Below are 26403 nucleotides of genomic sequence, written 5' to 3'. Positions count from 1 at the left end.
TAAACAAAGTGCAAGCTTGGGGATTTCCCTTGGTTTATTGACTAAGTACCGGTATTCACGTAAATTTTCATCTCATGAATTATTGGTCTTACCAATTGACCGTTAAATAATTAACACCGGAGACAAGATGACTCAAGCGCAAACCCCGCCGCCACGCCATCGCGACGTTTATTTTTTTGCGACCTGCGTGGTCGACCAGTTCTTTCCCGGCGCGGGCATGGATGCAATTACCCTGCTTGAACGAGAAGGCATCCGCGTCCATTTCCCGGAAGAGCAAACCTGCTGTGGCCAGCCAGCCTATACCAGCGGTTTCCCCGACGAGGCCCGCAAGGTTGCCGCCCACCAATTGACGCTGTTCCCGAACGACTGGCCGGTCGTCGTTCCCTCCGGCTCCTGCGCCGGGATGATGAAGCACCACTACCCGACACTGTTCGCTGCCGATCCGGTGCGCAAGGTGCAGGCCGAGGCCTTGTCGGCCCGCATCTACGAATTCACTGATTTCCTGGTCAATGTGCTCGGCTGGCAGCCGGAAGACAAAGGCGGTGACTGTACCGTTGTGCTGCATACCTCCTGTTCCGCCCGTCGCGAGATGGGCGTTCATCTGACCGGCCGCAAGCTGCTCGGCGATCTGGCCCAGGTCAAGGTGGCACAACAGGATCACGAATCCGAATGCTGTGGTTTTGGCGGCACTTTCTCGGTCAAGCAGCCGGAAATTTCCGGCGCGATGGTCGAAGACAAGGTCAAGGCCTTGAAGGCGACCGGCGCCGAGCGCGTGGTCAGCGCCGATTGCGGCTGCCTGATGAACATTCTCGGCCACGCCGCCTGGAAAGACGAACAGGAAGGCCGCAAGACACCGAGCCTGCCAGGCGAACACATCGCCACTTTCCTGCTGCGGAGGACTGCCCAATGAGCGCCCGTGATCGCATCCTGGCCAAATTGAAGGCCAATTCGCCGGCGACCGCAGGCGAGCTGCCCGATGTTGCCGGCTGGTACACCACGCATCGCAGCACCGAAAGCCCGGCCGACAAGGCCAAGCGTTTCCGCCACTTCATCGAACTCGCCCACGCCGAGGTTTATGCCGCCTCGCGCGGTGGCTGGCTGCAAAAGCTTTATGAAGTCCTGAGCGCCAAGCAGATCGACAAGCTGCTGGTCGCCCCCGGCACACCGCACGGTGCACGGGCCCAAAGCGACTTGCCACCACTCGGCATCGCTTGCCCAGGCTACGAAACGGCCATCGAAAACTGGAAGCCGGCGATGTTCAATGAAACACCAGCCAGCTTTACGGCTGCCCGGGCGGCCATCGCCGAAACCGGCACGCTGATCCTGTGGCCCACCGCCGACGAGCCACGCCTGATGTCGTTGGTGCCGCCGGTCCATATCGTCCTGCTCGACGCCAATACGATCTACAACACCTTCCATGAAGCCATGCTGAGCGAAGGCTGGAAAGACGGCCTGCCAACCAATTCCCTTCTCATTTCCGGCCCTTCAAAAACCGCCGACATCCAGCAAACGCTGGCCTACGGCGCCCATGGTCCGAAGGAACTGGTCGTCCTGCTCATCGGAGACGAACAATGACCACCCCGCAGACCCCACACACGCTTCATTTCATGCCGTCCGCCGGCTTCCGCGCCCGGGCCAAGGATGTGGTCGAGAATCCCTTCCTGCGCCAGAGCTTCCGGGGGGCGATGGACTTCCTGATGAGCAAGCGCGCCGCCCAGTTTCCCGATCAGGAAGAACTGGAAAGCCTGCGCAGCCTGGGGGAACGCATCCGCCAGTACAACCTGGCCAAGCTGCCGACCCTGCTCGAACAACTCGAAGCCAAGCTCACTGCCAACGGCATCCAGGTCCATTGGGCCGAAACCCCGGACGAAGCCAACGCCATCATCCTCGGCATCTGCCAGAAGCACTCGGCCAAGTTGATGGTCAAGGGCAAGTCGATGGTCAGCGAGGAAATCGAACTGAACCACGCGGCGGAAGCGGCCGGCATCGGCGCGCTGGAATCGGACATGGGCGAATACATCGTCCAGCTGGCCCATGAAAAGCCGTCGCACATCATCATGCCGGCCATCCACAAGACCAAGCAGGAAATCGCCCAACTCTTCGCCGACAACGTGCCGGGGGTCGATTACACCGACAATGTCGATGCGCTGATCCAGATCGGCCGCAACGTGCTGCGCCAGAAATTCCAGGAAGCCGACATCGGCCTCTCCGGCGTCAATTTCGCAGTCGCCGAAACCGGTACGCTGTGTCTGGTCGAGAACGAAGGCAATGGCCGGATGTGCACCACGGCGCCGCCGGTGCATATCGCCATCACCGGCATCGAGAAGATCGTCGAAAAACTGGAACACGTGCCGCCGCTGCTCTCGCTGCTCACCCGCTCGGCGACCGGCCAGAACATTTCGACCTATTTCAACATGATTTCCAGCCCGCGCAAGGCCGGAGAGAAAGATGGTCCGAGCGAAGTGCACCTCGTGCTGCTCGACAACGGCCGCAGCCAGGCCTATGCCGACGAACAGTTGCGCAAGACGCTGCAATGCATTCGCTGCGGCGCCTGCATGAACCACTGCCCGGTCTACACCCGCATCGGCGGCCACGCCTACGGCACGACCTACCCCGGCCCGATCGGCAAGATCATCTCGCCGCACATGCTCGGGCTGGAGGCGACGGCCACGATGGCCACCGCTTCATCGCTGTGCGGTGCCTGTGGCGAGGTCTGTCCGGTCAAGATCCCGATTCCCGAACTGCTGATGCGTTTGCGTGAGGAATCCTTCTCCAAACCGCACGCCAATCCCGCCATGCGCGGTCAGGGTGCCGGCTACAAGCCTCTGATTTCGGCGATCTGGCGCGGCTGGTCGACGGTTTATGCCAGCCCGGCCCTTTATCGCCTTGTCTCCTGGCTGGGCAGCCGCTTCAACTGGCTAACGCCCAGCAAGCAAGGCGCCTGGACGACCGTCCGCACGCCATTGAAACCGGCCCCGAAACGCCTGCGCGATCTGCTGAAGGACAAGGCATGAGCATGATTATCGACGCTCTGAAGAAAACACTACCCGCCAGCCAGGTCATCACTGACGAGCTGCGTCGCCTGGCTTACGGCACCGACGCCAGCTTCTACCGCCTGACGCCGGAAGTCATCGCTGTCATTGAATCGGAAGAGCAAGCGCGCTCGGTGCTCGAAGCGGCCAACCAGGCCAAGCGTCCGGTCACCTTTCGCGCCGCCGGCACCAGCCTGTCCGGGCAGGCCATTACTGATGGCGTACTGGCCCTGATTGGCGAAGGCTTTGCCACCTTCGAGCTGGCCGACGATGCCAGCCAGGTTCGCGTCGGCCCGGGCATGGTCGGTGGCGAAGTCAATCGCCGACTTGCCCCGCATGGCAAAAAGATCGGCCCTGATCCCGCCTCTATCGGCGCTGCCAAAATCGGCGGCATCGCCGCCAACAACGCTTCCGGCATGTGCTGCGGCACGGCGCAGAACAGCTACCGAACACTGGCCGGCCTGCGCGTCATGCTGGCCGACGGCGCCCTGCTCGACACCGAAGATCCGCTCAGCATCGCCGCTTTCGGCAAGAGCCACGGAGCGCTGCTCGGCGAGCTGGACCGTCTGGGCAAACAGACCCGCGCCAACCCGGTGCTGGCCGAGCGCATCCGCCACAAGTTCAAGATCAAGAACACCACCGGCTACAGCCTGAATGCGCTGGTCGATTACGAAGACCCGATCGACATCCTGGCTCACCTGATGATCGGTTCCGAAGGCACGCTCGGCTTCATTTCGCGCATCACCTACCAGACCGTTGTCGAAGACCCGTTCAAGGCCAGCGCACTGGTGTTTTTCCCGGACATCCGTACCGCTTGCGAAGCGGTCATCCAGTTGAAACCGCAGCCGGTTTCCGCTGTCGAATTGCTCGATCGTCCGGCCCTGCACTCGGTTGAAAACAAGCCCGGCCTGCCGGCCATCATGCGGGAACTGGGCGAGGAAGCTGCGGCACTGCTGATTGAAGTCCGCGCCGCGACAGCCACCGGGATCAACGAGCGAATTTCTGCGGTTCATGCCGCGATGGCTGGCATCGCCACCGTCGAGCCGATGCAGTTTTCGACCGACCCTGCCACCTGCGAGATGTACTGGAAGGTGCGCAAGGGAACCTTCCCATCGGTCGGCGCCATGCGTCGCACCGGCACCACGGTACTGATCGAGGACGTCGCCTTTCCGGTCGCTTCGCTGGCGGACGCCACGCTCGACCTGCAGGCCCTGCTCCGCCACCACGGTTATCACGAAGCGATTATTTTCGGCCATGCGCTGGAAGGCAACCTGCACTTCGTCTTCACCCAGGACTTTGGCGATCAGGCCGAGATCGACCGTTACGCCCGCCTGATGGATGATGTCTGCGATCTGGTCGTCAAGAAATACGATGGTTCGCTGAAGGCCGAGCACGGCACCGGCCGCAACATGGCGCCCTTCGTCGAAATGGAATGGGGCAAGGAGGCGACCGACCTGATGCGGCGCATCAAGGCCTTGTTCGATCCGGAAAACCGTCTCAACCCAGGTGTCATCCTCAACGATAATCCGCATGCTCACCTTGAGAACCTCAAGCCGATGCCGGCCGCCGAGGACATCGTCGACCGCTGCATCGAATGCGGTTTCTGCGAGCCGCTCTGCCCTTCGCATCGCCTGACCCTCAGCCCACGCCAGCGCATCACCAGCGTTCGCGAGCTGTCGCGCCGCGCGGCAGCGGGCGAACCAGCCGGCAGTGTCGGCGAAGACTATGCCTACATGGGCCTCGACACCTGCGCCGGCTGCGGCCTGTGCTCGACAGCCTGTCCGGTCGGCATCGATACCGGCGACCTGACCCGCCGCCTGCGTGGCCGCCAGCTCGGCAACACCAGCCGTGCCGTCAACGCCTGGACCGGCAAGAATTTCGGCACGCTGGCCAATGCCTCACGCCTCGGCCTGAGCGTCGGGCACGCCGTTTCCGGCATCCTCGGTGACAACTTTCTCGGCCGCATTTCCGGCGGCGCCTGGAAGAAGCACATGCCACATGCCGGCAAGGGCCCCGTCGCCCGTTCGTCGCAAGGTGACCCGGTGGTTTATTTCCCGACCTGCGGCAGCCGCATCTTTGGCCCATCAACGACGGGCGATGCCCAGCAAGGTGACGTCATCGTCGAAGTGCTCCGCCGGGCCGGTTACAACCCGATTCTCCCAGAGGGTTTCGACAGCCTGTGCTGCGGCCAGATGCTGGCCAGCAAAGGCATGGCCGAGGAAGCCGAAGCCATGTCGAACACGCTGGAAGCGGCGCTGATGAAAGCCTCGCAGAACGGCAAATACCCGGTGATCATGGATGCCAGTACCTGCACCGCCCGCATGGTCACCCATCTGGCAGGCCGCCTAGCGCTCTACGACTTTCACGAATTCGCCGTCGATGCCCTGCTGCCGCGCCTGATGATCACCCGCCAGCCGGGCCCGGTCGCCCTGCACGTCAATTGCAGCGTCAAGAAAACCGGCTCGGATGCCAAATTGAAGCAGCTGCTTGCCGCCTGCGTCGAGGAAATCATCGAACCGGCTGGCGTTACCTGCTGCGGCTTCGGCGGCGACCGCGGCTTCGTGGTGCCGGAACTGAACCAGCACGCCCTGCGCAAGATTCACGATGAGCTGCCAGCCACCTGTGGCTGCGGTGTATCGACCAATCGCACCTGCGAAATCGGCCTTACCGCCGAAACCGGGCGCACTTACCGATCGATCGCATACCTCCTCGAGGAATGCTCCCGCCAGGAGGAAAACGTGACCTGTTAAGAAAAAGACAGCCCGGCAGAAGGGGTTCTTGCACCGGGCCAAAAACTGAGACAAATCTGACACTAAAATGGTCACGCCACCCGTCTGCGCGCCAACGCAGCAAGTGGTCTGACCAGATGATAAAGGAATTCATCCATGGTCTGGCAACAGATATACGATCCATTGGGCAGCATTGGGCTGTCCGCATTACTGGCGTCCGTTCCGGTCGTCGTCATGCTGGCCGCATTGGCCTTCTTCCACGTCAAGGCACACGTTGCGGCGCTGCTGGCCTTGATCTCAGCCCTTGGCATTGCCATTTTCGGTTTTGGCATGCCGGCCAACATGGCCACCGATGCGGCATTGTTCGGTGCCATCAACGGTCTGGTGCCGATCGGCTGGATCGTGCTCAACATCATCTTCCTGCACCGCCTGACGACCGAAAACGGCTCGTTCAAGGTGCTGCAGGACTCCATCGCCGGCATCACCGATGACCGTCGCCTGCAACTGCTGCTGATCGCCTTCTGCTTCGGTGCCTTCTTTGAAGGTGCTGCCGGCTTCGGTACGCCGGTCGCTGTCACCGGTGCCGTGCTGATCGGTCTCGGTTTCTCGCCGCTGGCCGCTTCCGGCCTGGCCCTGATCGCCAACACTGCCCCGGTTGCCTACGGGGCGCTGGGTACCCCGGTCATCACGCTGGCCAAGGTCACCGGCCTTGACGAGATGATGCTGTCGTCGATGATTGGTCGCCAGCTGCCGTTCTTCTCCCTGCTCGTGCCGTTCTGGCTGATCTGGGCCTTTGCCGGGCGCAAGGGCATGATGCAGATCTGGCCGGCCATCCTGGTGGCCGGCGGTTCCTTTGCCATCGCCCAGTTCGTCGTATCCAACTACCACGGCCCGATGCTGGTCGATGTCATCGCCTCGCTGGTGTCCATGGCCAGCCTGATCGCCTTCCTGAAGGTCTGGAAACCGAAGAAGGTGTGGACCTCCGCCAAGCTGATCGGCCACGAGGAAGATGGTGGCGAAGCCCATCCGGAGCCGACCGACCTCCCACAAAAGGCTGACAAGGTCGCCGTCCGTCGCGCCTGGATGCCGTGGGTTGTGCTGACTGTCTTCGTCTTCATCTGGGGCCTGCCCGAGTTCAAGAAGGCTGTCGATACCGCGCCGGTCCTCGAAAACGGCCAGCCGGTGCTCGACGCCAAGGGCCTGCCGAAACTGGCCGGCAACACCTTCTTTGCCCCGGTTTTCAAGTTCGAGGATATCCACGAGAAAATCGAGAAGGTGCCGCCCGTCGTTGCCAAGAGCAAGAAGGAAGAAGCTGCCTACAAGCTGAACTGGTTCACCACCACCGGCACCGGCATCCTGCTTGCGGCCCTGTTCGCCGGCCTGATGATGGGCTACCGCCCGCTGCAACTGGTCAGCCAGTTCGGCAAGACGGTCTGGATGGTGCGTTATTCACTGACCACCATTGTTGCCATGCTGGCCCTCGGCTACCTGACGCGCTTTGCCGGCATCGATGCCACCCTCGGCCTGGCCTTCGCCTTCACCGGCGTGTTCTATCCCTTCTTCGGCACCTTCCTCGGCTGGCTGGGTGTCGCGCTGACCGGTTCAGACACGGCTTCCAACGTGCTGTTCGGCGGCCTGCAACGGACCACCGCTGAACAGCTTGGCCTCTCGCCGATTCTGATGGCGGCTGCCAACAGCTCGGGTGGCGTGATGGGCAAGATGATCGACGCGCAATCGATCGTCGTCGCCTCCACCGCGACCCACTGGTATGGCCATGAAGGCGAGATCCTGCGTTACGTCTTCTTCCATTCCATCGCGCTGTGCACCCTGATGGGCTTCTTCATCACGGCACAAGCCTATGTCTGGCCCTTTACGGCCATGGTCCTCAAATAATCGGAGCCGCACACATGTATCAGAAAATCTTTGTCGCCATCGACGACAGCCCGACCTCGCAGAAGGCATTGGCCGAAGCCATCAATCTGGCCTGGATGTCGAATGCGGCGCTGTGCATCGCCCATGCCGCCGACGAAAGCCTGCTCGCCCAGCACGGTATGGGCTTGGGGAGTTACATCGACGTCGACCGCACCAAAAAAGCCATTCGCGACACCTCGCAAGCCCTGCTCGATGCAGCCGGCAAGCAGGCGGCCGAAGCCGGTGTGACGGCTGAAATCCGTCTGCTCGAAGCCACCGACAAGCGGGTGGCCGAACAGATCGCCAGCGGCGCCGAAGACTTCAGTGCCGACCTGATCGTTGTCGGCACCCATGGCCGACGCGGCGTTGCCCGCCTGCTCGTCGGTTCGGTTGCCGAAAATCTGGTCCGTATTGCCCACACCTCGCTGCTGATGGTTCGGTCGCACTAAGCAACACCCCGGAGCGCGCCACCCCGGGCGCTCCGGGAATACCCCAAATGGCGGAACAGCCAAACTTTGCTACGTTAGCGGTTCTGGGCATTTCGCCCCTGAATTCGTCTCAGGAGAAGTCATGTACAAAAACATTCTGGTTGCCATCGACGACAGCGAAACCTCCCGTTGCGCGCTGAAGGAAGCCCTGCATATCGCCCGCACCAGCAAGGCCAAGCTTTACATCACCCACGTTGCCGACGAAACGATACTCAACATGCATAGCCATGCACTGACTAACGTGGTCAATATGGAAGCGGCCGCCAGTAACCTGCTGCAGGCCGGCCGCAAGCTGATCGACAGTGCCGTCGAGAATGCCGAAGGCGTCGATGCCGAAGCCCTGCTGCTCGAAGCGCGCAACCGCCGCGTCTCGGAAACGCTGGCTGACAAGGCCAAGGAACTGAACGTCGACCTGATCGTCGTCGGCCGCCACGGTCAACGCGGTCTGGCCACCCTCATTCTCGGCTCGGTTGCTGAACAACTGGCGAAGATTGCCGAAGCCTCGGTGCTTCTCGTTCGCAAACACTAAAATCATCCGTGCGGCGCCAGGCACAAGCGGTCGCCGAGGAAAAAACCATTACCAACAGCGGGGCCCAGCCCCGATGTTTTTTCCGCTTGCCTTACTGGAAAGCGGCCGCCAGAATATCGAGATAAACAAATAATATCGATAACCAACAGGAACAGCACCATGCACGACGCCTCCCCCAGCAAGGACGAACCCCTTCGCACCGATATCCGCCTGCTCGGCCGTATCCTCGGCGATACCGTGCGCGAACAGGAGGGCGAGTCGGTTTTCGACATCGTCGAGCGCGTCCGCCAGACTGCCGTCCGGTTCGCCCGCGATGGCGACCCGGCCGCCCGCGACGAACTTGCCGCCCTGCTCGACCCGCTGCCTGGCGACACGACGCAAGCCGTCGTCCGTGCCTTCAGCTATTTCCTGCAACTGGCCAATATTGCCGAGGACGAACACCACATCCGTCGGCGCCGTGCCCACGATCTGGCCGGCTCACCGCCGCGCGAAGGCAGTTTGATCTTCGCGCTGGACGCACTGTCGACCGCCGCTGTCTCGCCGGAAGCCATCGCCGACTTCTTCGCCCATGCCGTCGTCGCCCCGGTGCTCACCGCCCACCCGACTGAAGTCCAGCGCCAGAGCCTGATCCGCAATCATCGCGACCTCGCCCATCTGCTCGATCAGCGCGAACGCCTGCAAATGACCCCGGAAGAAGAGGCCGAGAACGACCTCGCACTGGCCAACGCCATCCTTACCCTGTGGCAATCGCGCATGCTGCGTCCGGTTCGCCTGAAGGTGCTCGATGAGGTCAAGAACGGCATCACCTATTTCAAGGAAACCTTCTTCACCGAATTGCCGCGTCTCTACATCCAGGCGACGGAACAACTGCAGAAGCGTTACCCGGAAAAAACCTGGGCCCTGCCGCCCTTCTTCCGGGTTGGCAGCTGGATCGGCGGCGACCGCGACGGCAACCCCTTCGTCACCGCCGACATCCTGCGCGAAGCCCTGCGCCTGCAATCGTCCGCCGCACTGAACCACTACCTCAACGAAGTCCATGAACTGGGTGGCGAATTGCCGCTGTCCGACCTGCTGGTCAAGGTCACGCCGGAACTCCTGGCCCTGGCCGAGCATTCCACCGATCACTCGCCGCAACGCGCCGACGAGCCCTACCGCCGTGCGCTATCCGGCATCTACGCCCGCCTTGCCGCAACGGCCCGCGCCCTCGACCAGTTCGAGCCGGTTCGCCACGAGATCGGCCATGCCACGCCATACGACACCCCGGATGCCCTGCGTGCCGACCTGAAGCTCCTCGCCAACTCGCTCAAGCTCAACGGCAGCGCCAAGCTGGCCGGTGGACGCCTGCGCCGCCTGCTGCGGGGCGTGCAGATCTTCGGTTTCCACCTGGCGCCGATCGATCTGCGCCAGAACTCCGACGTCCACGCCCGCAGCGTCGCCGAACTGCTGGCCGGTGCCGGCCGCTGCCCGGATTACGAAGCCCTCTCCGAAGCCGAGCGCATCAAGCTGCTGGTCGACGAAATCAGCACGCCGCGTCCGCTGTATTCGCCGTACCTGAACTATTCGGAAGAAACGCAGGGCGAACTGGCCATCTTCTTCGCCGCCCGCGAACTGCGCCAGAAATACGGTTCCGCCGCCCTGCCCAATTGCATCATCTCGAAGACCGATGGCGTTTCCGACCTGCTCGAACTCGCCCTGCTGCTCAAGGAGTCCGGCCTGCTGTTGCCGGGTGCCAAGCCGCAACTCAAGGTCAACATCATCCCGCTATTCGAAACCATCGAAGACTTGCAGAAGAGCGCCGCCACCATGGCCGGCGTCTTCGCCATTCCGGCCTACCGCGAACTGATTGCCGGCCGCGGTGACGAACACGAAGTCATGCTCGGCTACTCAGACAGCAACAAGGATGGCGGCTTCCTGACTTCGGGTTGGGAGCTCTACAAGGCCGAAATCGAATTGGCCCGCATCTTCGGCCAGCACGGTGTCCGCCTGCGTCTGTTCCACGGCCGCGGCGGCTCCGTCGGCCGCGGTGGCGGCCCGACCTATCACGCCATCCTCGCCCAGCCCGCTGGCGCCGTGGCCGGCCAGATCCGCCTGACCGAACAGGGCGAAGTGATCTCGACCAAGTACGGCAATGCCGATACCGGCCGCCGCAATCTGGAAGTGCTGCTCGCCGCCACGCTGGAAGCGAGCCTGACCGACCACGAAAACCGTGTCGAACCGGCCGAGCAGTTCCACGCCGTGATGGACGAGCTTTCCGCCCGCGCCTTCAATGCCTACCGTGGCCTGGTCTATGAAACCCCGGGCTTCACCACCTATTTCCGCCAGTCGACAGTCGTCTCCGAAATCGCCTCGCTGAACATCGGCAGCCGCCCCGCGTCGCGCAAGGCCTCCGAGCGCATCGAAGACCTGCGCGCCATTCCTTGGGTTTTCTCGTGGGCACAATGTCGCCTGATGCTGCCCGGCTGGTACGGCTTCGGTGCTGCGGTGGAGGGCTACCTGCAAGCCAATCCGGCCGGTCTGGCCACGCTGCGCCGCATGGTCCACGCCTGGCCCTTCTTCAAGAGCCTGCTGTCCAACATGGACATGGTGCTGGCCAAGACCGATCTCGCCATCGCCTCGCGCTATGCCGAACTGGTCGCCGATGTCGAACTGCGCGAGCACATTTTCAGCCGCATCAAGGCCGAATGGGCGCTGACCCGCCAGCACCTGCTGGCCATTCTGGAACAGGACGAATTCCTGGCCGACAATCCGCTGCTTGCCCGTTCGCTGCAACTGCGCTCGCCCTACATGGACCCGCTCAACCATCTGCAAGTCGAGTTGCTCAAACGCCACCGCGCCGGCGACACCGATGAGCGTCTGGCCCGCGGCATTCACCTGACCATCAACGGCATCGCATCCGGATTGCGTAACAGCGGGTAAAATCACAGGATGCCTACCACTATCAAACGCACCGTTTTTTTCGTGTCCGACGGCACCGGCCTGACAGTCGAAGCCCTCGGCCACAGCCTGATGACCCAGTTCGAGGACATCGAGTTCAAGCAGATCCGCATCCCCTTCCTGACCAGTGTCGAGCAGGCGCAAGAAGCAGTGGCTCGAATCAACGGTCAGGGAGAAAGCGACGGGATGCGCCCGATCGTCTTCACGACGCTGGTCAATCCGGAACTGTCCAGCATCGTTCACCAAGCCGATGCCTTCTGCCTGTCGTACTTCGACACCTTCCTCGCCCCACTGGAGGCTGAACTCGGCATCAAGTCAAACCACACGGTTGGCCGCTCGCACGGCTCGGCCGAGAGCTCGGAATACAAGAAGCGCATCGAGTCGATCAACTACACGCTGGCGCACGATGACGGCATCACCGACCGCGACCTGGAAGAAGCCGACGTGATCCTGGTCGCCGTCTCCCGCTGCGGCAAGACCCCGACTTCGCTCTATCTGGCCATGCAGTTCGGCCTCAAAGCGGCCAATTTCCCGCTGATTCCGGAAGATTTCGACCGCGGTCGCCTGCCCGGCACGCTGGAAAAACATCGTTCAAAGCTGTTCGGCCTGACCATCCAGCCCGAGCGTCTGCATCAGATTCGCGAAGAGCGCCGCGCCGCGAGCAATTACGCCTCGCTGGCCAATTGTCGTTTCGAGATTGCCGAAGCAGAAAAGATGATGCGCCGCGAAGGCATTCGCTGGCTGGATTCATCGACCAAGTCGATCGAGGAAATTTCGACGACGATCCTGCAGGAACTGAAGCTGCGTTGAAGCAGGGATCAGCCCTCACCGGCTGATCCACCCCAATCGGCTTACAACTTGCGGCGCAACGCCTCGAACAGGCAAACCGCTGCCGCAGCCCCGACATTGAGGGACTCGACCGCGCCAGGCATGGGGATCTTGATTCTCAGCTTGGCCGTTTCGATCAATTCGCGGCGCACGCCCAGCCCCTCGGCGCCGAATATCCAGGCCAGCGGCCCGGTCCAGCGCGCCTCGTAAAGCGAGGTCGCCCCATCCAGGCAGGTGACGGCCGTCGTTCCCCGATAGTCCGCCATGAAAGCCGCCAGATCGGCCTCTTCGTGAATGGCGAGGACAAAATGTGCCCCCTGCCCGGCCCGCAATACCTTGGGCGACCATGCCGAGGCACAGCCTGGCGCCATCAACACCTGTTTCACGCCCGAGGCTGCCGCCGTCCGCAACAGGGTGCCGACGTTGCCGGGATCCTGCACACCATCAAGCAAGACGGCATCCTTCCCGAGATCAACCAACGCAGTCCGTTGCGGCATGGGGGCCACGGCCAGCAGGCCGCTTGGCGTATCCACCAGGCCCAGGTCGCGCATCAGCGCATCAGCCAGAACGACCGCCTGGCGGCCTTCGAGATAAGCCGCAATCTCGCCACCGGCCGCTGCCGACTCGGCAACGATCAAATTTTCCAGCGGCCCGAAGGCTTTTTCATAGGCCTCGACCAGATGTACCCCATCAAGCAAGGTCTGCCCGGTCTTCCGGCGCTCGCGCCCTGACTCGGCTAGCCGTTTGAGTTGCTTGAAGAACGCGTTGTCGCGCGACTGGATCAGCTTCATAGCAAGGACAACTGTCTGGCCACCGGGCCAAAGCTGCGCCGATGTACCGGCGATGCCCCATGCGCTTCCAGCGCCGCGAAATGCGCCGCCGTCGGATAGCCCATGTGCCTGTCAAAACCGTAATGTGGATACTGCGCATGCAAGACCAGCATGCCGGCATCACGCACCGTCTTGGCGAGGATAGACGCCGCGGCGATCGAGGCGATTTTGCCATCCCCCTTGACCACCGCTTCACACGGAATATCGAGCTTTGGACAGCGATTGCCGTCGACCAAAGCACTTTCAGCCTTTACTTGCAGGGCAGCCACGGCGCGCTGCATGGCCAGCATCGTCGCCTGCAGGATATTCAGGCGATCGATTTCCTCGACCGTCGCTTCTGCGACGGCCCAGGCCAGCGCCCGTTCGCGAATGATTTCAGCCAACGCATCGCGCTTCTTCTCGCTCAGTTTCTTGGAATCGTTCAGCCCGACAATCGGGCGTTCGGGGTCGAGAATGACCGCTGCTGCGACGACCGGACCGGCCAGCGGACCGCGCCCGGCCTCGTCGATGCCACAAACGAGGCCGACCGGAACAATCAATTCAGGCATTCGATGACCGCACGCGCAGCCTTTTCAGCCGTGTTCTGGCGCAGTTGCAGATGGATCTCGGTAAACGCTTCTTCAACCGCTTCGGCATTTTCCTTGTCCTCGTACAACTTGACCAAGGCTTCGGCCAGATTCTCCGGCGTGGCCTCATCCTGCAGGATTTCCGGTACGACAAAACGTCCGGCCAGCACATTGGGCAAGCCCACATACGGCAGGTAGGCCATGCGCTTCATCAGCCAATAGGAGAACTTGGCAATCTTGTAGGTAATCACCATCGGCCGCTTGATCAGCGCCGCCTCCAGCGTCGCCGTACCGCTTGCCACCAACGAAACATCAGCCGCGCCAAGGGCATCCTGGGCATGGCCGAACAGCAGGCGGAACGGCACATCGCCGGCTTGCCGGTTATAGATGGCCAACTCGAACTGCAGGCGTGTTTCACGCGTCGCCAAGGGCACGACAAACATCGCGTTCGGCAGATGGCGTTCACGGATGATCTTGGCTGTTTCGACGAAGGTCTCGGCCATCATGGCCAGTTCGCCCTGACGGCTACCCGGCAACATGGCGAAGATCGGGTAATCGCGCGGTAGGGAAAGTTTCTCCCGAACCGCCTGCTTGCTGGTCTGCAAAGGAATGATGTCTGCCAGCGGATGCCCGACATAGGTCACCGGCACCCGCTCCTTTTCGTAGAGCGCCGGCTCCATCGGGAACAAGGCCAGGACACGGTTAACCGCCTTGGCAATCTTCTTGACCCGGCCGCCACGCCAGGCCCAGATCGACGGGCTGACGTAATGGATGGTCCGCACGCCGGCTGCCTTGAGATTGGTTTCCAGACCCAGGTTGAAATCCGGCGCGTCGACCCCGATGAAGATATCCGGTTTCAGATCCAGCAGCCGTTTCTTCAACTGGCGGCGAATACCGGCAATTTCGCGATAATGCTTCAGCGCATCCCAATAGCCCATGACCGACAGTTTTTCCATCGGCCACCAGCTATCGAAACCCTGCGCCTGCATCTTCGGCCCGCCGATACCGTAAAAAACGGCATCCGGCAGGTGCGTCTTCAATGCAGCGATCAGGTGGCTGGCCAGGAGATCCCCGGAGGCCTCCCCTGCCACCATGGCAATCCGTACAGCGCTTCCCATATCAGCGAATGATGCCTCGCTTGGAGACCTCAAGGAAATCGACAAGGCGCTGGATGTCCGGCTGGGTCTTGGCCTCTTCGGCCAATTTGGTCTTGGCTTCTTCAAGCAGCAGGCCAGACTTGTACAGCGTGCGATAGGCACGCTTCAGGGCGGTAATCGCATCGGCGGTGAAGCCGCGGCGCTTCAGGCCTTCAACATTGATGCCATAGGGTTGCGCCGTATTGCCGGCCGCCATCAGGTAAGGCGGCACATCCTGCAGGATGACGGTACTGACTGCCGTCATCACATGCGCTCCAATACGGCAGAACTGATGCACCCCGGTAAAGCCACCCAGAATCGCCCAGTCATCGACAATGACATGACCAGCCAACTGGGTATTGTTGGCAAAGGTCGTCTTGTTGCCAACCTGGCAATCGTGCGCAATATGCACGTAAGCCATGATCCAGTTGTCGTCACCAATCCGGGTAACGCCTGCATCCTGGACGGTGCCCAGATTGAAGGTACAGAACTCGCGGATCGTGTTGCGGTCGCCAATCTCGAGCCGGGTCGGCTCACCGGCATACTTCTTGTCCTGCGGTACCTCGCCGAGGGAACAGAACTGGAAGATCCGGTTGTCGCGACCAATCTTCGTATGTCCCTTGATGACAGTGTGCGGGCCGATCTGGGTGTTGTCTCCGATCTCGACGTTGGCACCGATGATGGCGTAAGGGCCGATCTCGACATTGGCACCAATCTTGGCACCGGAATCGACAATAGCGGTCGAGTGAATCATTTTAGAGATCCCGCTTGGCACACATCAATTTGGCCGAGGCAGCCAGCTGCCCGTCGACGCGCGCTTCGGCCTTGTACTTCCAGACGCCACGCATTTGACGCTCGATCTCGATATGCAGGTGTAGCTGGTCACCTGGCATCACCGGCTTCTTGAAACGAGCCTCGTCGATGCCGGCGAAGTAGAAGACGGTATCCGGCGACGGCTTCTCATCCATCGACTTGAAAGAAAGAATCCCGGCCGCCTGAGCCAGCGCTTCCATGATCAACACGCCCGGCATCACAGGATGATGAGGAAAATGTCCGACGAAGAACGGCTCATTGATCGTCACGTTCTTGTAGGCGTGAATGGATTTGCCCGGTTCGATTTCGAGTACCCGGTCAACCAGCAAGAACGGATAGCGGTGCGGAAGATGCTCAAGAATCTCGATAATATCCATTTAATCAACCCTCTATATCTTTTTCTTTAAGTTTTTTCTCAAGCTCTGAAACGCGCTCCGCCAACTTCGAAAGACGACGAATGTGCGACGCATTCCGCAGCCATTCTTCATGCGTATCCAGCGGAAATACGCTGGTATAGACCCCGGGATTCAGAATGCTTTTCATCACCGTCGTGCCACCGGAGATAGTCGTTCCCGCAGCAATGTTCAAGTGCCCGGAAATCATGCCGGCACCACCGACAACACAGTGTTCGCCAAAAACAGTACTTCCGGCGACACCAGTACATCCGGCAAGAACCGAGTTGTTACCAATTTTGCAGTTGTGCCCGATGTGCACCAGATTATCCAGCTTACACCCATCGCCAATGACCGTATCCTCAAGTGCGCCACGATCAATGGTCGTGTTGGCACCGATTTCAACATCATTCCCGATCACCACCCGGCCAATCTGCGGAATTTTTATCCAGGACTGACCTTCAGGAGCGAATCCGAAGCCATCGGAGCCAATGACAGCCCCCGAATGAATGATGCATTGTTGTCCGATACTGCATCCGTAATAGACCGTCACATTGGCATAAAGCACCGTACCAGCGCCGATGCTTACGCCATCGCCAATGACACAACCGGCGTTGATCACGACGTTTTCACCCAATGTCACATCTTTGCCGATATAAACATTGGGAGCGATTGCAACACTGTCCGGAACAGGCGACTCGACAACAGCACTAGCGTGAACACCGCTGAGTCCGCTCTGATAAGGATTCAGTAGCGTCGCAACCCGAGCATAGTAAGCATAGGGATTGCCGGTCACGATGCGCGGGCCGGGAAATTCTTCGGCCACATCCGGACGCAGAATAACCGCCGAAGCCTTGCAGGCACTCAATTGGCTTCTGAATTTCGGGTTCGCCAGGAAGGTAATATCCCCCTCACCCGCCGTAGCAAGCGGGGCGACCCTCGAAATGGGCGTTTGCGAATCTCCAAGCACATCGCCGCCCAATTGGGCGGCGATGTCAGCAAGCGTCAGCACAACCTTGCCAAGCGAAGCCATTATTTGGCTTCCGACAGCGCCTTGATTACACGATCAGTGACATCCAGACGGGGGCTAACCCAAACCACATCCTGCAGGATCAAATCGAACTTTTCAGCCTCGGCAATCTGCTTGATTGCCTTGTTGGCCTTCTCGATCACGGCAGCGTTTTCCTCGTTCTGGCGAAGGTTCAAATCTTCACGGAACTCACGCTGACGACGCTGGAATTCGCGAGAAAGCTCGCCAAACTCCTTTTCCTTGGTCCGACGTTCGCTTTCGGCCATGGTCACCGAATTCTTTTCCAGATTTTCCTGCAAGCCCTGCAACTGCTTGGCCATACGCTGGAGATCCTGGTCTCGCTTGGCAAACTCGCCTTCGAGCTTCTTGGCTGCCTTTTGTGCTGCGGGCGCATCACGGAAAATGCGCTGCGTATTCACATAGCCAACCTTCAATTCGGCGGCATAGGCGCCGGTCGCGAACAAGGCAGACATCAATGATGCGAGAACAACGGTTTTGACTTTCAACTTGACACTCCTGAATTAAAACGTGGTGCCCAACTGGAACTGGAACACTTCGGACTTATCGCCTTCTTTTTTGTTCAAAGGCCGACCGAAACTGAATTTTAGCGGCCCGATAGGTGAAATCCAGGCAGCCGAAAGACCTGAGGAATAACGCAATTCTGCGAAATCAAGCTTTTCGTCACTGCCAAAGACCTGACCCGCATCAAAGAACCACCCCATGCGGAACGACTTATCCATTCCCGGCAGGCTCCACAGTAACTCTGCATTACCGATCACGCGGCGATTGCCACCCAAGCGATATTGCGTACCCGTGGAAGAATCCGTATAGATTGGGCCCAGTGAAGAGGCCTTGTAGCCACGAACAGAGGTTACACCACCCGCATAATAATTCTTGAAGAACGGAAGCCCGGACGCGCCATAACCATTAGCCATCCCGTATTCGCCGTTCAGCATCAGCGTGAATTTCGAGTTTAGCGGCACAAAGTGCTGGAGCTGATAACTGGCTCTGTAATAGGTCAAATCACCGCCAGGCAAAGCCACCTCAAGGGATGCTCGCTGGAACGTCCCCTTGGTCGGGAAGAAAAAGCTGTCCTTGCCATCACTCGCCCAGCTCAAAGTCAGCGGAACCGAGATATTCGTTTCGCCAAACCGACGTACAAAATCCTTGTAGTACTGCGGCGTCTGGTCGTAGGTGGTGATACTAGTCGAATCAAGCCCAAGGCCTAGACCGATCGACTCTTTTTCACCGATCGGAAAGCCAAAACGAATGCCGCCACCGGTCGATGATGACGAATAATAAGCAAGCGTTGTAGACGTCGTATTGACAGTCCGATGATAGACGTCAAAACCTTGACTCACCCCATCCTGCGTAAAGTAAGGATTGGTATAGGAGAAAACGTATGTCCTGTAGGTCTTGGCCGAATTAACCTGGATGGCGACGTTGTTGCCGCTACCCATGAAGTTGTTCTGGGCGATGGAGCCAGACAGGATCACCTTATCGGTACTCGAAGTACCGACACCCAGCATCAAATTCCCGGTCGGCTTTTCAGTAACGTTGACGTTGACGTCCAATTGGTCGGACGTGCCAGTGACAGCAGGAGTTTCAACCGCAACTTCCGAGAAGAAACCCAGCTTATCAACGCGTTGCTTGGATGTTGTGACCTTGTCAGCATCGTACCAACCGCCTTCCATCTGACGCATTTCTCGACGAACCACCTCGTCCCGCGTTTTGGTATTCCCCGTAATATTCAGGCGGCGAACATAAACCCGCTTACCCGGATCAACAAAGATAGTGAAAGCAACATGATGCTTTTCCTTGTCAATTTCCGGTGCAGCATTGACGTTGGCGAAGGCATAGCCTTCCTTGCCGAGGCGGTCGCTAATTGCTTTGGTCGTTGCATTCAGCTTGTCACGCGAAAATACGTCACCCGGCTTGATCGTGACGAGTTTTTTCAACTCATCTTCGGCAATCGAAAAATCACCGGCCATCTTGACTGACGATACCTGATAACGATCGCCTTCATTGATGTTGGCAGTGATGTAAACATCCTGCTTATCCGGAGAAATGGAAACCTGCGTCGACTCGACCGCAAACTCCAGATAACCCTGGTTCATGTAAAACGACTTCAGTTTTTCCAGATCAGCCGACAATTTTTGCCGGGAATACTGATCATTCTTCGTATACCAGGTGATCAAGCCCGGGGTCGTCAATTCGAACTGGCTGAGCAATTCCTTCTCACGGAAGGCTTTGGCACCAACAATATTGATCTGCTTGATCTTGGCTGCCGAACCCTCTTCGATATTGAAGTTGACACCAACGCGATTGCGCTCCAGCGGCGTCACGGTCGTGGTGATATTGGCCGCATACTTGCCGCGCGTCAGATACTGGCGCTTGAGCTCCTGCTCGGCTTTTTCCAGCAGGGCACGATCGAAAATACGCCCTTCGGCGATCCCCGTTTCCTTGAGTGCCTTGACGATGACATCCTTGTCAAATTCCTTGAGGCCAACAAAATTGATGGTCGCAACAGCCGGGCGCTCCTGGACCACAACGACCATCACGTCCTGCTCAACCTCAATCCGGACATCCTTGAAGAATCCGGTCGCAAAAAGAGCCTTGATCGATTGCGCAGCCTTCTCGTCGTTCAAGGTATCACCGACCTTGACGGGCAGATACCCGAAAACTGTACCAGCTTCGGTCCGCTGAATTCCCTCAACCCGAATGTCCTTGACCGCAAAAGGTTCGAATGCCAAGGCTGGCGTGGCAAACATGCCGGCAATCAGGATGGACAACAGGGATTTTTTCATCGTTCAGCCGTTAAACAGGCGGGTCAGGTCATTAAAAAAGGCGAAAGCCATCAAGGAAAAGAGAATGGACATACCAATCTGCTGCCCAATTTCCATGGCACGCTCCGAAAGCGGCCTGCGCCTGACGACTTCGATCATATGATACAACAAATGCCCGCCATCCAGCACCGGGATAGGCAGCAGATTCAGGACACCAAGACTGATACTGACCAGCGCCATGAACTTGAGGTAGTAATCCAGCCCAAGTCGCGCCGACTGCCCGGCATAATCGGCAATCGTTACCGGCCCCGAGAGATTTTTCCACGAAACTTCACCGGTGAGCATCTTGCCCATCATGACCAGGCTAAACAGGGATTTATCCCAGGTTTCGACCAAGGCCCGGCGGCCTGCCTCGACAAACCCATAACTGACGAAGGATCGTACCTCACGCCTGGAATCGGGATTTTCTGCAACGGCAATCCCAATTTTCCCGACGCTATGCCCGCGTTCGGAAGCCGCTTCTGGAATCACCTCCACCGACACATTGCCAGCGGCACGTTCTAGATCAAGCCTGAGCGATTGCCCAGCGGAATCCCGCACCTTCGCAACAAACTCCATCCACAGCGCGACAGGCTGGCCATCAATGGCCAGCACCCGGTCTCCCGACTGCAATCCAGCCTTGGCCCCCGGACCGCCAGCGACGACCTTGCCGATCACCGGCGGCATGTTTGGACGATAAAAGCGGATACCCAGCTTTTCCAGGGCATCCCCCTCCCAGCCCTGCTCTCCGGCTGCCGCAAGATAGAGTCGATGTGAAGCGATTTCGCTTCGCTCGTTGATCACTTCCAGTTCAACACTCTCCTGATCAACAGCCTTCCGCAACAATAGCCAGCGCAGATCGTTCCAGGTTGCAACCAACTGCCCATCAACGCGGCGAACCTGCTCACCATTCTTGACAGTGGCCAGCGCTGCCGGCGACCCATCCGGTGGTGTACCGAGCACTGGCAGCAATTCCTCGCTGCCATGCATGAAGATCGCCCAATACAGCAGAATCGCCAGGGCAAAATTAGCCATGGGTCCCGCCGCAACGATAATGCTGCGCTTCCCGACCCCTTGCCGATTGAAAGCGCGATGGGCCTCACTGACCGCCACGTCGCCCTCTCGCTCATCAAGCATCTTGACATAACCGCCCAGCGGGAAAATGCTCAACGCCCACTCTGTGCGATCTTCACCCAGTTCTTTTTTCCACAGGACGCGACCGAAACCAACAGAGAAACGCAAGACCTTTACACCGCACCAGCGGGCCGCCAGATAGTGACCCAGTTCATGGACAACGATCAGGACGCCGAGGACCACCGCAAAAGCGGCGAGATAGAATGGCAGGTCGTTCACGCGAAACGCTGTTGCCGGATCAACTGGCCAGCCAGATGACGGGCTTCGGCATCCGCCGCCAACACATCGGCCAGACTGCCCTCGGGGCCAGCCGGCATTGCCTGCAATACGGCCTCGTTAAGCAAGGCGATCCCGAGGAACGGCAAGTGACCGTCTAGGAAGGCAGCTACCGCAACTTCATTGGCTGCATTGAGAATAGCCGGCGCGGTACCGCCTTCGCGTAGAACGTCGTAAGCCAGTTGCAGGCAACGGAAACGCTCAAAATCAGGAGCGGAGAAGTCAAGACGGGCAATCTTGAACAGGTCGAGCGGCTCGACACCTGCGGCAATACGCTCTGGCCAAGCCATTGCATAGGCAATCGGCGTGCGCATATCGGGATTACCCAACTGGGCCAGCACCGAGCCATCTGCGTACTGGACCGCCGAATGAATAACACTCTGCGGATGCACAACGACCTGAATCATGTCCGGTGGCGCAGCAAATAACCAGTGCGCCTCGATGACTTCCAACCCCTTGTTCATCATCGTTGCCGAATCGACCGAAATCTTGCGCCCCATGACCCAGTTCGGGTGGGCGCAGGCCTGTTCCGGGGTGACATTGGCCAGATCGGCCAGCGGCGAGTTACGGAACGGGCCACCTGAGGCCGTCAGCAATATCTTTTGCACACCGCAGGACTCAAGCCCACGCGCAAAATCGGCTGGCAGCGACTGAAAAATGGCGTTGTGCTCACTGTCGACTGGCAGCAAGGTTGCACCATATTCACGCACCGCATGCATGAACAGTTCGCCAGCCATGACCAGGACTTCCTTGTTAGCCAGCATGACCTTTTTGCCAGCCCGCGCAGCAGCCAGTGTCGGTTCGAGACCAGCCGCACCGACGATAGCAGCCATCACCGCATCGACCTCGGGCAATGACGACAATTCAATCAGCGCCTCGACACCATACCGGACCTCGGTATCCAGCCCGACAGAACGACATCGCTCAGAGAGCGTCGCAGCCAGAGAAGCATCGCGCAATACAGCGAAACGTGGGCGAAACTCGACACACTGCTCAAATAGCTTGTCGACCTGAGAATGCGCGCAAAGCGCAAAGGCACGATAGCGATCCGGATGTCGGCGAATCACATCCAGCGTACTGACCCCGATCGATCCGGTAGCACCAAGGACAGTGATATTTTGCAACTTGGAACTCACCGATAAGCCAGCAGTAGCCAGACCAGCGCCACCACCGGCAAGGTCGAGGTCAGGCTGTCGATACGATCAAGCACACCACCATGACCCGGCAGAATATTGCTGCTGTCCTTGATTCCCGCCTTGCGCTTAAGCAAGGACTCATAAAGATCGCCAACGATACTGATGGCGGTCACGCCGACCAGCGCCGCAATCCACAGCCCCCAGGGCATCAAGTCCAGTCCGAAAACCTGACGAACGACCAAGCCATAAACGACCACACCGATACAAGCCCCAATCGCGCCTTCCCGAGTTTTTCCAGGGCTGATTGACGGGGCCAGCTTGTGCTTGCCGAACGCCTTGCCGGAGAAATAAGCCGCAATGTCAGCCATCCAGACCACGGCAAAAATACCAAGCAAGGCACCTGCGCCAAGACCGCGCAACTGCACCATTGCCAGCCAGGTCGGCAACAGCACCACAGCGCCTACCAACACACCGCCAAGCCCCTGCAACGACCACTTGTTCTTCAACCAGAACGGCATCACCAGACACCAGAAGACCGCCGACACGCCATAGGCGACAAATGCCCATGGGTTGGCCGGAGCAAAAGCTTCGCCGGCGCCAATCGTGTTCGAACCAACGACAGACAGAAGGACACAAAGCAATCCGGTCGACACACCTAGCGCAATGCGGCCTATCGCTCTCCAGCCCAGCAAGGCGCCCCACTCCCAGGCAGCAACGCCGATGAACCCGGCAACTAACACGGCCCACGTAGCCTGCGACGAATAAAACAAGCTGGGCAACAGCAAGGCCATCAGGACGAGCGCCGTAATGACGCGCGTTTTAAGCATTGTTTTTTTCCACCAATTGCTCGCTGGTCCGGCCAAAACGACGCTCGCGCTGCTGGAATGAGACAATGGCCTTGTCAAACTCGGTGGTATCGAAATCGGGCCACAGCGTCGGTGTGAAATAAAGCTCGGTATAGGCCAGTTGCCAAAGGAGAAAATTGCTGATCCGCTCCTCACCGCCAGTGCGAATGAACAAATCAGGCTCCGGCGCGAAGCTCATCGACAAATGGGGTTCAAGGTCACACTCCTGCCAGCCAGCACGTTTTTCCGGGTGGGCGGCAAGCATTTGATTTGTGGCCTGCATGATGTCCCAGCGCCCGCCATAGTTGGCCGCGATGGTCAGATCGAGACGGGTATTACCGGCTGTCTTGGCCTCAGCCTGCCGGATCAGCTCCTGCAAACGTGGCTCGAAGCGCTCAAGATCACCGATCACGCGCAGACGAACGCCATTCCGGTCAAGCTTCTCGACTTCCTGTTCAAGCGCCTTGACGAAGAGTTGCATCAGCAACGTAACCTCTTCCTGAGGCCGGCGCCAATTCTCGGAGGAAAAGGCAAAAAGAGTCAGATATTGGACGCCACGCTCAAGGCAGGCACGAACCATCTCTCGGACCAGCTCTACGCCTTTGACATGCCCCGCCACGCGCGGCAAAAAGCGCTTTTTGGCCCAGCGACCATTGCCATCCATGATGACAGCGACGTGCTTAGGCACCGCAGCCGCCTCCGGAACTTGTCGCGTTGAACTTGAAAAGAAGGCCATGTAGCCGGTAATCCTGGCGGAACCGGCTTAAACCTGCATCAGCTCGGCCTCTTTCGTGGCGAGCATCTTATCGACTTCGACGATGTACCGATCAGTCAGCTTCTGGACGTCGTCCTGAGCCTTGCGTTCGTCATCTTCCGGGATTTCACCCTTCTTCAACGCATCCTTCAGATGGGTAATGGCATCGCGACGCAGATTGCGAATGGCCACCTTGACGCCCTCGCCTTCGGTCCTGACGATCTTGATCATTTCCTTGCGGCGCTCTTCGGTCAGTGCCGGCATCGGCACGCGAATCAGGTCACCCTGCGAAGCCGGGTTGAGGCCGAGATCACAGTCACGAATCGCCTTCTCGACTTTTTGCAGCATGCCCTTTTCCCAAGGCTGGACGCCGATGGTACGGGCATCGACCAAGGTCACATTGGCCACCTGATTCACCGGCACCATGGAACCGTAGTAATCAACCTGGACATGATCCAGCAGGCCGGTATGGGCTCGACCGGTACGAACCTTCTGGAGATCGAGTCTCAGCGCCTCCAGCGATTTCTGCATCTTGCCTTCGGCAGTTTTCTTGAGTTCAGGAATCATTTCTTGTTCTCTTTCAGCAATAGACCAGCGTACCTTCATCTTCACCACAGACCACGCGCTTCAGCGCGCCGGTCTTGAAGATGGAAAATACATTGATCGGCAATTTCTGGTCGCGGCACAGCGCGAAAGCGGTCGCATCCATGACCGCCAGATTCTTGGAGATCGCTTCATTGAAGCTGATCTTGTCGTAGCGCGTCGCCGAAGGGTCCTTCTTGGGATCAGCAGAGTATATGCCGTCAACCTTGGTTGCCTTCAGCACGATTTCCGCGCCGATTTCCGACCCGCGCAACGCTGCAGCAGTATCGGTAGTAAAGAATGGGTTGCCGGTACCGGCCCCGAAGATCACGATCTTGCCTTCTTCGAGATAGCGGATGGCCTTGCCACGGATATACGGCTCAACAACCTGCTCAATATTCAGCGCCGACTGCACGCGGGCATTGAGGCCACACTGACGGAAAGCATCGGACAGCGCCATGGCATTCATCACCGTGGCCAGCATGCCCATGTAATCCGCAGTGGCTCTATCCATCCCGGTGGCCGTACCGGCCATGCCGCGGAAGATATTGCCACCGCCGATCACGACGCCGATCTCGACCCCCATATCGGCGACCGCCTTGATCTCTCCGCAAATCGCCGCGATGGTCTGCGGATTGATGCCGTAGGCGTCGCTACCCATCAGGGCTTCGCCAGAGAGTTTCAGGAGGATGCGCTTATATTTCGGGGCAGACATCGGCGTTCCTTTCAATTACTTCTTGGCTGCAGCAGCGGCAGCTTGGGCAGCGACTTCAGCAGCGAAGTCATCAACCTTCTTTTCGATGCCTTCACCGACCATGTACAACGTGAAGCCGGCAACAGAAGCGCCCTTTTCCTTCAGCAACTGTTCAATGGTCTGCTTGCCATCTGCAGCCTTGACGAAGACCTGACCCAGCAGAGTCACATCCTTCAGATACTTCTGGACAGTACCTTCGGCGATCTTTTCCAGCATCGCTTCCGGCTTGCCGGCTTCGCGAGCCTTTTCGATCGCGACACGACGCTCGGTTTCCAGCAATTCAGCCGGAACACCAGTGGAGTCCAGCGACTTCGGCTTGGAAGCGGCGATGTGCATGGCCAGATCCTTGCCCAGCTGCTCGTCGCCACCAACCAGATCGACAACCACGCCAACCTTTGCACCACCGTGGATGTAGGAAACCAGCTTGCCCTTGGCTTCGAAACGAACGAAGCGGCGGATGGTCATGTTCTCGCCGATCTTGCCGACCAGTGCGGAACGGGTCGACTCAACCGTACCTTCGCCCATCGGCAGCGCGGACAGCGCAGCAACGTCAGCCGGATTCTGGTTGGCAACCAGTGCAGCGCAACCGTTGGACAGCGCGATGAATTCGTCGTTCTTGGCAACGAAGTCGGTTTCGCTGTTGACTTCGATGATCGAGCCGAGCTTGCCATCAGCGGAGATGCTGACTGCCACGATACCTTCGGCTGCGATGCGGACAGCGGCCTTGGATGCCTTGTTGCCCAGCTTGACGCGAAGGATTTCTTCAGCCTTGGCCATGTCACCATCGGCTTCGGTCAGGGCCTTCTTGCATTCCATCATGGGTGCGTCGGTCTTGCCGCGCAGTTCTGCCACCATGCCTGCGGTAATTGCCGCCATATT

25 protein-coding genes are annotated in these 26403 nt (G+C 59.2%); 9 read left to right on the top strand and 16 right to left on the bottom strand.

Features of this window, described 5'->3' with window-relative positions; translation table 11 throughout:
- Nucleotides 1-127: 127 nt before the first annotated feature.
- From DARO_RS09105 to DARO_RS09075, 7 genes are all read left to right on the top strand, one after another.
- Nucleotides 128-910, top strand: coding sequence for a (Fe-S)-binding protein (locus DARO_RS09105; RefSeq protein WP_011287517.1), 783 nt, complete (start codon nt 128-130; stop codon nt 908-910).
- Entirely contained in the window at nt 907-1575 is a 669-nt protein-coding gene (locus DARO_RS09100) for a lactate utilization protein (RefSeq protein WP_011287516.1), read from the top strand. Before DARO_RS09105 ends, DARO_RS09100 begins: the two co-directional genes overlap by 4 nt.
- A complete protein-coding gene (locus DARO_RS09095) occupies nt 1572-3014 on the top strand; it encodes a LutB/LldF family L-lactate oxidation iron-sulfur protein (RefSeq protein WP_011287515.1) in 1443 nt (480 codons plus the stop codon). The genes DARO_RS09100 and DARO_RS09095 overlap by 4 nt, the downstream gene beginning before the upstream one ends.
- Nucleotides 3011-5782 carry an FAD-binding and (Fe-S)-binding domain-containing protein gene (locus DARO_RS09090; RefSeq protein WP_011287514.1) on the top strand — a complete coding sequence of 924 codons (2772 nt, stop codon included), beginning with the start codon at nt 3011-3013 and terminating at the stop codon, nt 5780-5782. The genes DARO_RS09095 and DARO_RS09090 overlap by 4 nt, the downstream gene beginning before the upstream one ends.
- A 135-nt stretch (nt 5783-5917) precedes the next feature.
- A complete protein-coding gene (locus tag DARO_RS09085; protein ID WP_011287513.1) occupies nt 5918-7654 on the top strand; it encodes an L-lactate permease in 1737 nt (578 codons plus the stop codon).
- A gap of 14 nt (nt 7655-7668) precedes the next feature.
- Complete coding sequence (locus DARO_RS09080) at nt 7669-8121, top strand: universal stress protein (protein ID WP_011287512.1); 453 nt, start codon at nt 7669-7671, stop codon at nt 8119-8121.
- A 121-nt stretch (nt 8122-8242) separates the two neighbouring features.
- On the top strand, nt 8243-8689 hold the full coding sequence (locus tag DARO_RS09075; protein WP_011287511.1) for a universal stress protein: 447 nt from the start codon (nt 8243-8245) through the stop codon (nt 8687-8689).
- A 2-nt stretch (nt 8690-8691) separates the two neighbouring features.
- On the opposite strand, the gene DARO_RS22790 is transcribed toward DARO_RS09075, so the two are convergent.
- Nucleotides 8692-8850, bottom strand: a complete 159-nt coding sequence (locus tag DARO_RS22790) for a hypothetical protein (RefSeq protein WP_157037174.1) — start codon at nt 8848-8850, stop codon at nt 8692-8694.
- On the opposite strand from DARO_RS22790, the gene ppc reads away from it, so the two are divergent.
- Together ppc and ppsR are read left to right on the top strand one after the other, a co-directional pair.
- Nucleotides 8849-11605 carry a phosphoenolpyruvate carboxylase gene (gene ppc / locus DARO_RS09070; RefSeq protein WP_011287510.1) on the top strand — a complete coding sequence of 919 codons (2757 nt, stop codon included), beginning with the start codon at nt 8849-8851 and terminating at the stop codon, nt 11603-11605. The genes DARO_RS22790 and ppc overlap by 2 nt on opposite strands.
- Before the next feature lie 9 nt (nt 11606-11614).
- The gene (ppsR, locus tag DARO_RS09065; RefSeq protein WP_011287509.1) at nt 11615-12433 is read left to right on the top strand and encodes a posphoenolpyruvate synthetase regulatory kinase/phosphorylase PpsR; all 819 of its coding nucleotides are present in this window, start codon (nt 11615-11617) and stop codon (nt 12431-12433) included.
- Between the two features lie 41 nt (nt 12434-12474).
- Here the strand turns inward: ppsR and DARO_RS09060 are convergent, their stop codons facing one another.
- The 15 genes from DARO_RS09060 to tsf are packed head-to-tail and all read right to left on the bottom strand — an operon-like array spanning nt 12475 to nt 26400.
- Entirely contained in the window at nt 12475-13242 is a 768-nt protein-coding gene (locus DARO_RS09060; protein ID WP_011287508.1) for a TrmH family RNA methyltransferase, read from the bottom strand.
- Complete coding sequence (gene rnhB / locus DARO_RS09055; protein WP_011287507.1) at nt 13239-13829, bottom strand: ribonuclease HII; 591 nt, start codon at nt 13827-13829, stop codon at nt 13239-13241. The genes DARO_RS09060 and rnhB overlap by 4 nt, the downstream gene beginning before the upstream one ends.
- Nucleotides 13817-14965 (bottom strand): lipid-A-disaccharide synthase, encoded by a 1149-nt coding sequence (lpxB, locus tag DARO_RS09050; RefSeq protein WP_011287506.1) that lies wholly within the window; start codon nt 14963-14965, stop codon nt 13817-13819. The genes rnhB and lpxB overlap by 13 nt, the downstream gene beginning before the upstream one ends.
- A 1-nt stretch (nt 14966) precedes the next feature.
- The gene (lpxA, locus tag DARO_RS09045) at nt 14967-15737 is read right to left on the bottom strand and encodes an acyl-ACP--UDP-N-acetylglucosamine O-acyltransferase (protein ID WP_011287505.1); all 771 of its coding nucleotides are present in this window, start codon (nt 15735-15737) and stop codon (nt 14967-14969) included.
- A gap of 1 nt (nt 15738) precedes the next feature.
- Nucleotides 15739-16173 (bottom strand): 3-hydroxyacyl-ACP dehydratase FabZ, encoded by a 435-nt coding sequence (gene fabZ / locus DARO_RS09040; protein ID WP_011287504.1) that lies wholly within the window; start codon nt 16171-16173, stop codon nt 15739-15741.
- 4 nt (nt 16174-16177) lie between these two features.
- The gene (gene lpxD, locus DARO_RS09035) at nt 16178-17221 is read right to left on the bottom strand and encodes a UDP-3-O-(3-hydroxymyristoyl)glucosamine N-acyltransferase (RefSeq protein ID WP_011287503.1); all 1044 of its coding nucleotides are present in this window, start codon (nt 17219-17221) and stop codon (nt 16178-16180) included.
- A complete protein-coding gene (locus DARO_RS09030) occupies nt 17221-17691 on the bottom strand; it encodes an OmpH family outer membrane protein (protein ID WP_011287502.1) in 471 nt (156 codons plus the stop codon). The genes lpxD and DARO_RS09030 overlap by 1 nt, the downstream gene beginning before the upstream one ends.
- A 48-nt stretch (nt 17692-17739) precedes the next feature.
- The gene (gene bamA / locus DARO_RS09025; RefSeq protein WP_011287501.1) at nt 17740-20025 is read right to left on the bottom strand and encodes an outer membrane protein assembly factor BamA; all 2286 of its coding nucleotides are present in this window, start codon (nt 20023-20025) and stop codon (nt 17740-17742) included.
- 3 nt (nt 20026-20028) lie between these two features.
- Nucleotides 20029-21396: an RIP metalloprotease RseP gene (gene rseP, locus DARO_RS09020; RefSeq protein ID WP_011287500.1), complete on the bottom strand. Its 1368-nt coding sequence runs from the start codon at nt 21394-21396 to the stop codon at nt 20029-20031.
- Nucleotides 21393-22589, bottom strand: coding sequence for a 1-deoxy-D-xylulose-5-phosphate reductoisomerase (gene ispC / locus DARO_RS09015; protein WP_011287499.1), 1197 nt, complete (start codon nt 22587-22589; stop codon nt 21393-21395). The genes rseP and ispC overlap by 4 nt, the downstream gene beginning before the upstream one ends.
- Complete coding sequence (locus DARO_RS09010; RefSeq protein WP_011287498.1) at nt 22586-23416, bottom strand: phosphatidate cytidylyltransferase; 831 nt, start codon at nt 23414-23416, stop codon at nt 22586-22588. The genes ispC and DARO_RS09010 overlap by 4 nt, the downstream gene beginning before the upstream one ends.
- Nucleotides 23409-24170 carry a polyprenyl diphosphate synthase gene (gene uppS, locus DARO_RS09005; RefSeq protein ID WP_011287497.1) on the bottom strand — a complete coding sequence of 254 codons (762 nt, stop codon included), beginning with the start codon at nt 24168-24170 and terminating at the stop codon, nt 23409-23411. Before uppS ends, DARO_RS09010 begins: the two co-directional genes overlap by 8 nt.
- 27 nt (nt 24171-24197) lie before the next feature.
- Complete coding sequence (frr, locus tag DARO_RS09000; protein ID WP_041224299.1) at nt 24198-24755, bottom strand: ribosome recycling factor; 558 nt, start codon at nt 24753-24755, stop codon at nt 24198-24200.
- A 13-nt stretch (nt 24756-24768) separates the two neighbouring features.
- The gene (gene pyrH / locus DARO_RS08995) at nt 24769-25485 is read right to left on the bottom strand and encodes a UMP kinase (RefSeq protein ID WP_011287495.1); all 717 of its coding nucleotides are present in this window, start codon (nt 25483-25485) and stop codon (nt 24769-24771) included.
- A 15-nt stretch (nt 25486-25500) separates the two neighbouring features.
- Nucleotides 25501-26400 carry a translation elongation factor Ts gene (gene tsf, locus DARO_RS08990; RefSeq protein WP_011287494.1) on the bottom strand — a complete coding sequence of 300 codons (900 nt, stop codon included), beginning with the start codon at nt 26398-26400 and terminating at the stop codon, nt 25501-25503.
- Nucleotides 26401-26403 lie beyond the last annotated feature (3 nt).

It is taken from the genome of Dechloromonas aromatica RCB (assembly GCF_000012425.1).
This window is presented reverse-complemented; position numbering and strand designations above follow the sequence as displayed.

Bases quoted from the DNA above. Each gene is read 5' to 3' on its own strand.
- frr (WP_041224299.1), bottom strand. From the start codon at position 24,755: ATGATTCCTGAACTCAAGAAAACTGCCGAAGGCAAGATGCAGAAATCG.
- lpxB (WP_011287506.1), bottom strand. From the start codon at position 14,965: ATGGGAAGCGCTGTACGGATTGCCATGGTGGCAGGGGAGGCCTCCGGG.
- bamA (WP_011287501.1), bottom strand. From the start codon at position 20,025: ATGAAAAAATCCCTGTTGTCCATCCTGATTGCCGGCATGTTTGCCACG.
- uppS (WP_011287497.1), bottom strand. From the start codon at position 24,170: ATGGCCTTCTTTTCAAGTTCAACGCGACAAGTTCCGGAGGCGGCTGCG.
- DARO_RS09095 (WP_011287515.1), top strand. From the start codon at position 1,572: ATGACCACCCCGCAGACCCCACACACGCTTCATTTCATGCCGTCCGCC.
- DARO_RS09060 (WP_011287508.1), bottom strand. From the start codon at position 13,242: ATGAAGCTGATCCAGTCGCGCGACAACGCGTTCTTCAAGCAACTCAAA.
- DARO_RS09080 (WP_011287512.1), top strand. From the start codon at position 7,669: ATGTATCAGAAAATCTTTGTCGCCATCGACGACAGCCCGACCTCGCAG.
- DARO_RS09085 (WP_011287513.1), top strand. From the start codon at position 5,918: ATGGTCTGGCAACAGATATACGATCCATTGGGCAGCATTGGGCTGTCC.
- lpxA (WP_011287505.1), bottom strand. From the start codon at position 15,737: ATGATTCACTCGACCGCTATTGTCGATTCCGGTGCCAAGATTGGTGCC.
- fabZ (WP_011287504.1), bottom strand. From the start codon at position 16,173: ATGGATATTATCGAGATTCTTGAGCATCTTCCGCACCGCTATCCGTTC.
- tsf (WP_011287494.1), bottom strand. From the start codon at position 26,400: ATGGCGGCAATTACCGCAGGCATGGTGGCAGAACTGCGCGGCAAGACC.
- ppc (WP_011287510.1), top strand. From the start codon at position 8,849: ATGCACGACGCCTCCCCCAGCAAGGACGAACCCCTTCGCACCGATATC.
- DARO_RS09075 (WP_011287511.1), top strand. From the start codon at position 8,243: ATGTACAAAAACATTCTGGTTGCCATCGACGACAGCGAAACCTCCCGT.
- DARO_RS09105 (WP_011287517.1), top strand. From the start codon at position 128: ATGACTCAAGCGCAAACCCCGCCGCCACGCCATCGCGACGTTTATTTT.
- ppsR (WP_011287509.1), top strand. From the start codon at position 11,615: ATGCCTACCACTATCAAACGCACCGTTTTTTTCGTGTCCGACGGCACC.
- DARO_RS09100 (WP_011287516.1), top strand. From the start codon at position 907: ATGAGCGCCCGTGATCGCATCCTGGCCAAATTGAAGGCCAATTCGCCG.
- DARO_RS09030 (WP_011287502.1), bottom strand. From the start codon at position 17,691: ATGTCTGCCTTGTTCGCGACCGGCGCCTATGCCGCCGAATTGAAGGTT.
- lpxD (WP_011287503.1), bottom strand. From the start codon at position 17,221: ATGGCTTCGCTTGGCAAGGTTGTGCTGACGCTTGCTGACATCGCCGCC.
- DARO_RS09090 (WP_011287514.1), top strand. From the start codon at position 3,011: ATGAGCATGATTATCGACGCTCTGAAGAAAACACTACCCGCCAGCCAG.
- rnhB (WP_011287507.1), bottom strand. From the start codon at position 13,829: ATGCCTGAATTGATTGTTCCGGTCGGCCTCGTTTGTGGCATCGACGAG.
- DARO_RS22790 (WP_157037174.1), bottom strand. From the start codon at position 8,850: ATGGTGCTGTTCCTGTTGGTTATCGATATTATTTGTTTATCTCGATAT.
- pyrH (WP_011287495.1), bottom strand. From the start codon at position 25,485: ATGTCTGCCCCGAAATATAAGCGCATCCTCCTGAAACTCTCTGGCGAA.
- DARO_RS09010 (WP_011287498.1), bottom strand. From the start codon at position 23,416: ATGCTTAAAACGCGCGTCATTACGGCGCTCGTCCTGATGGCCTTGCTG.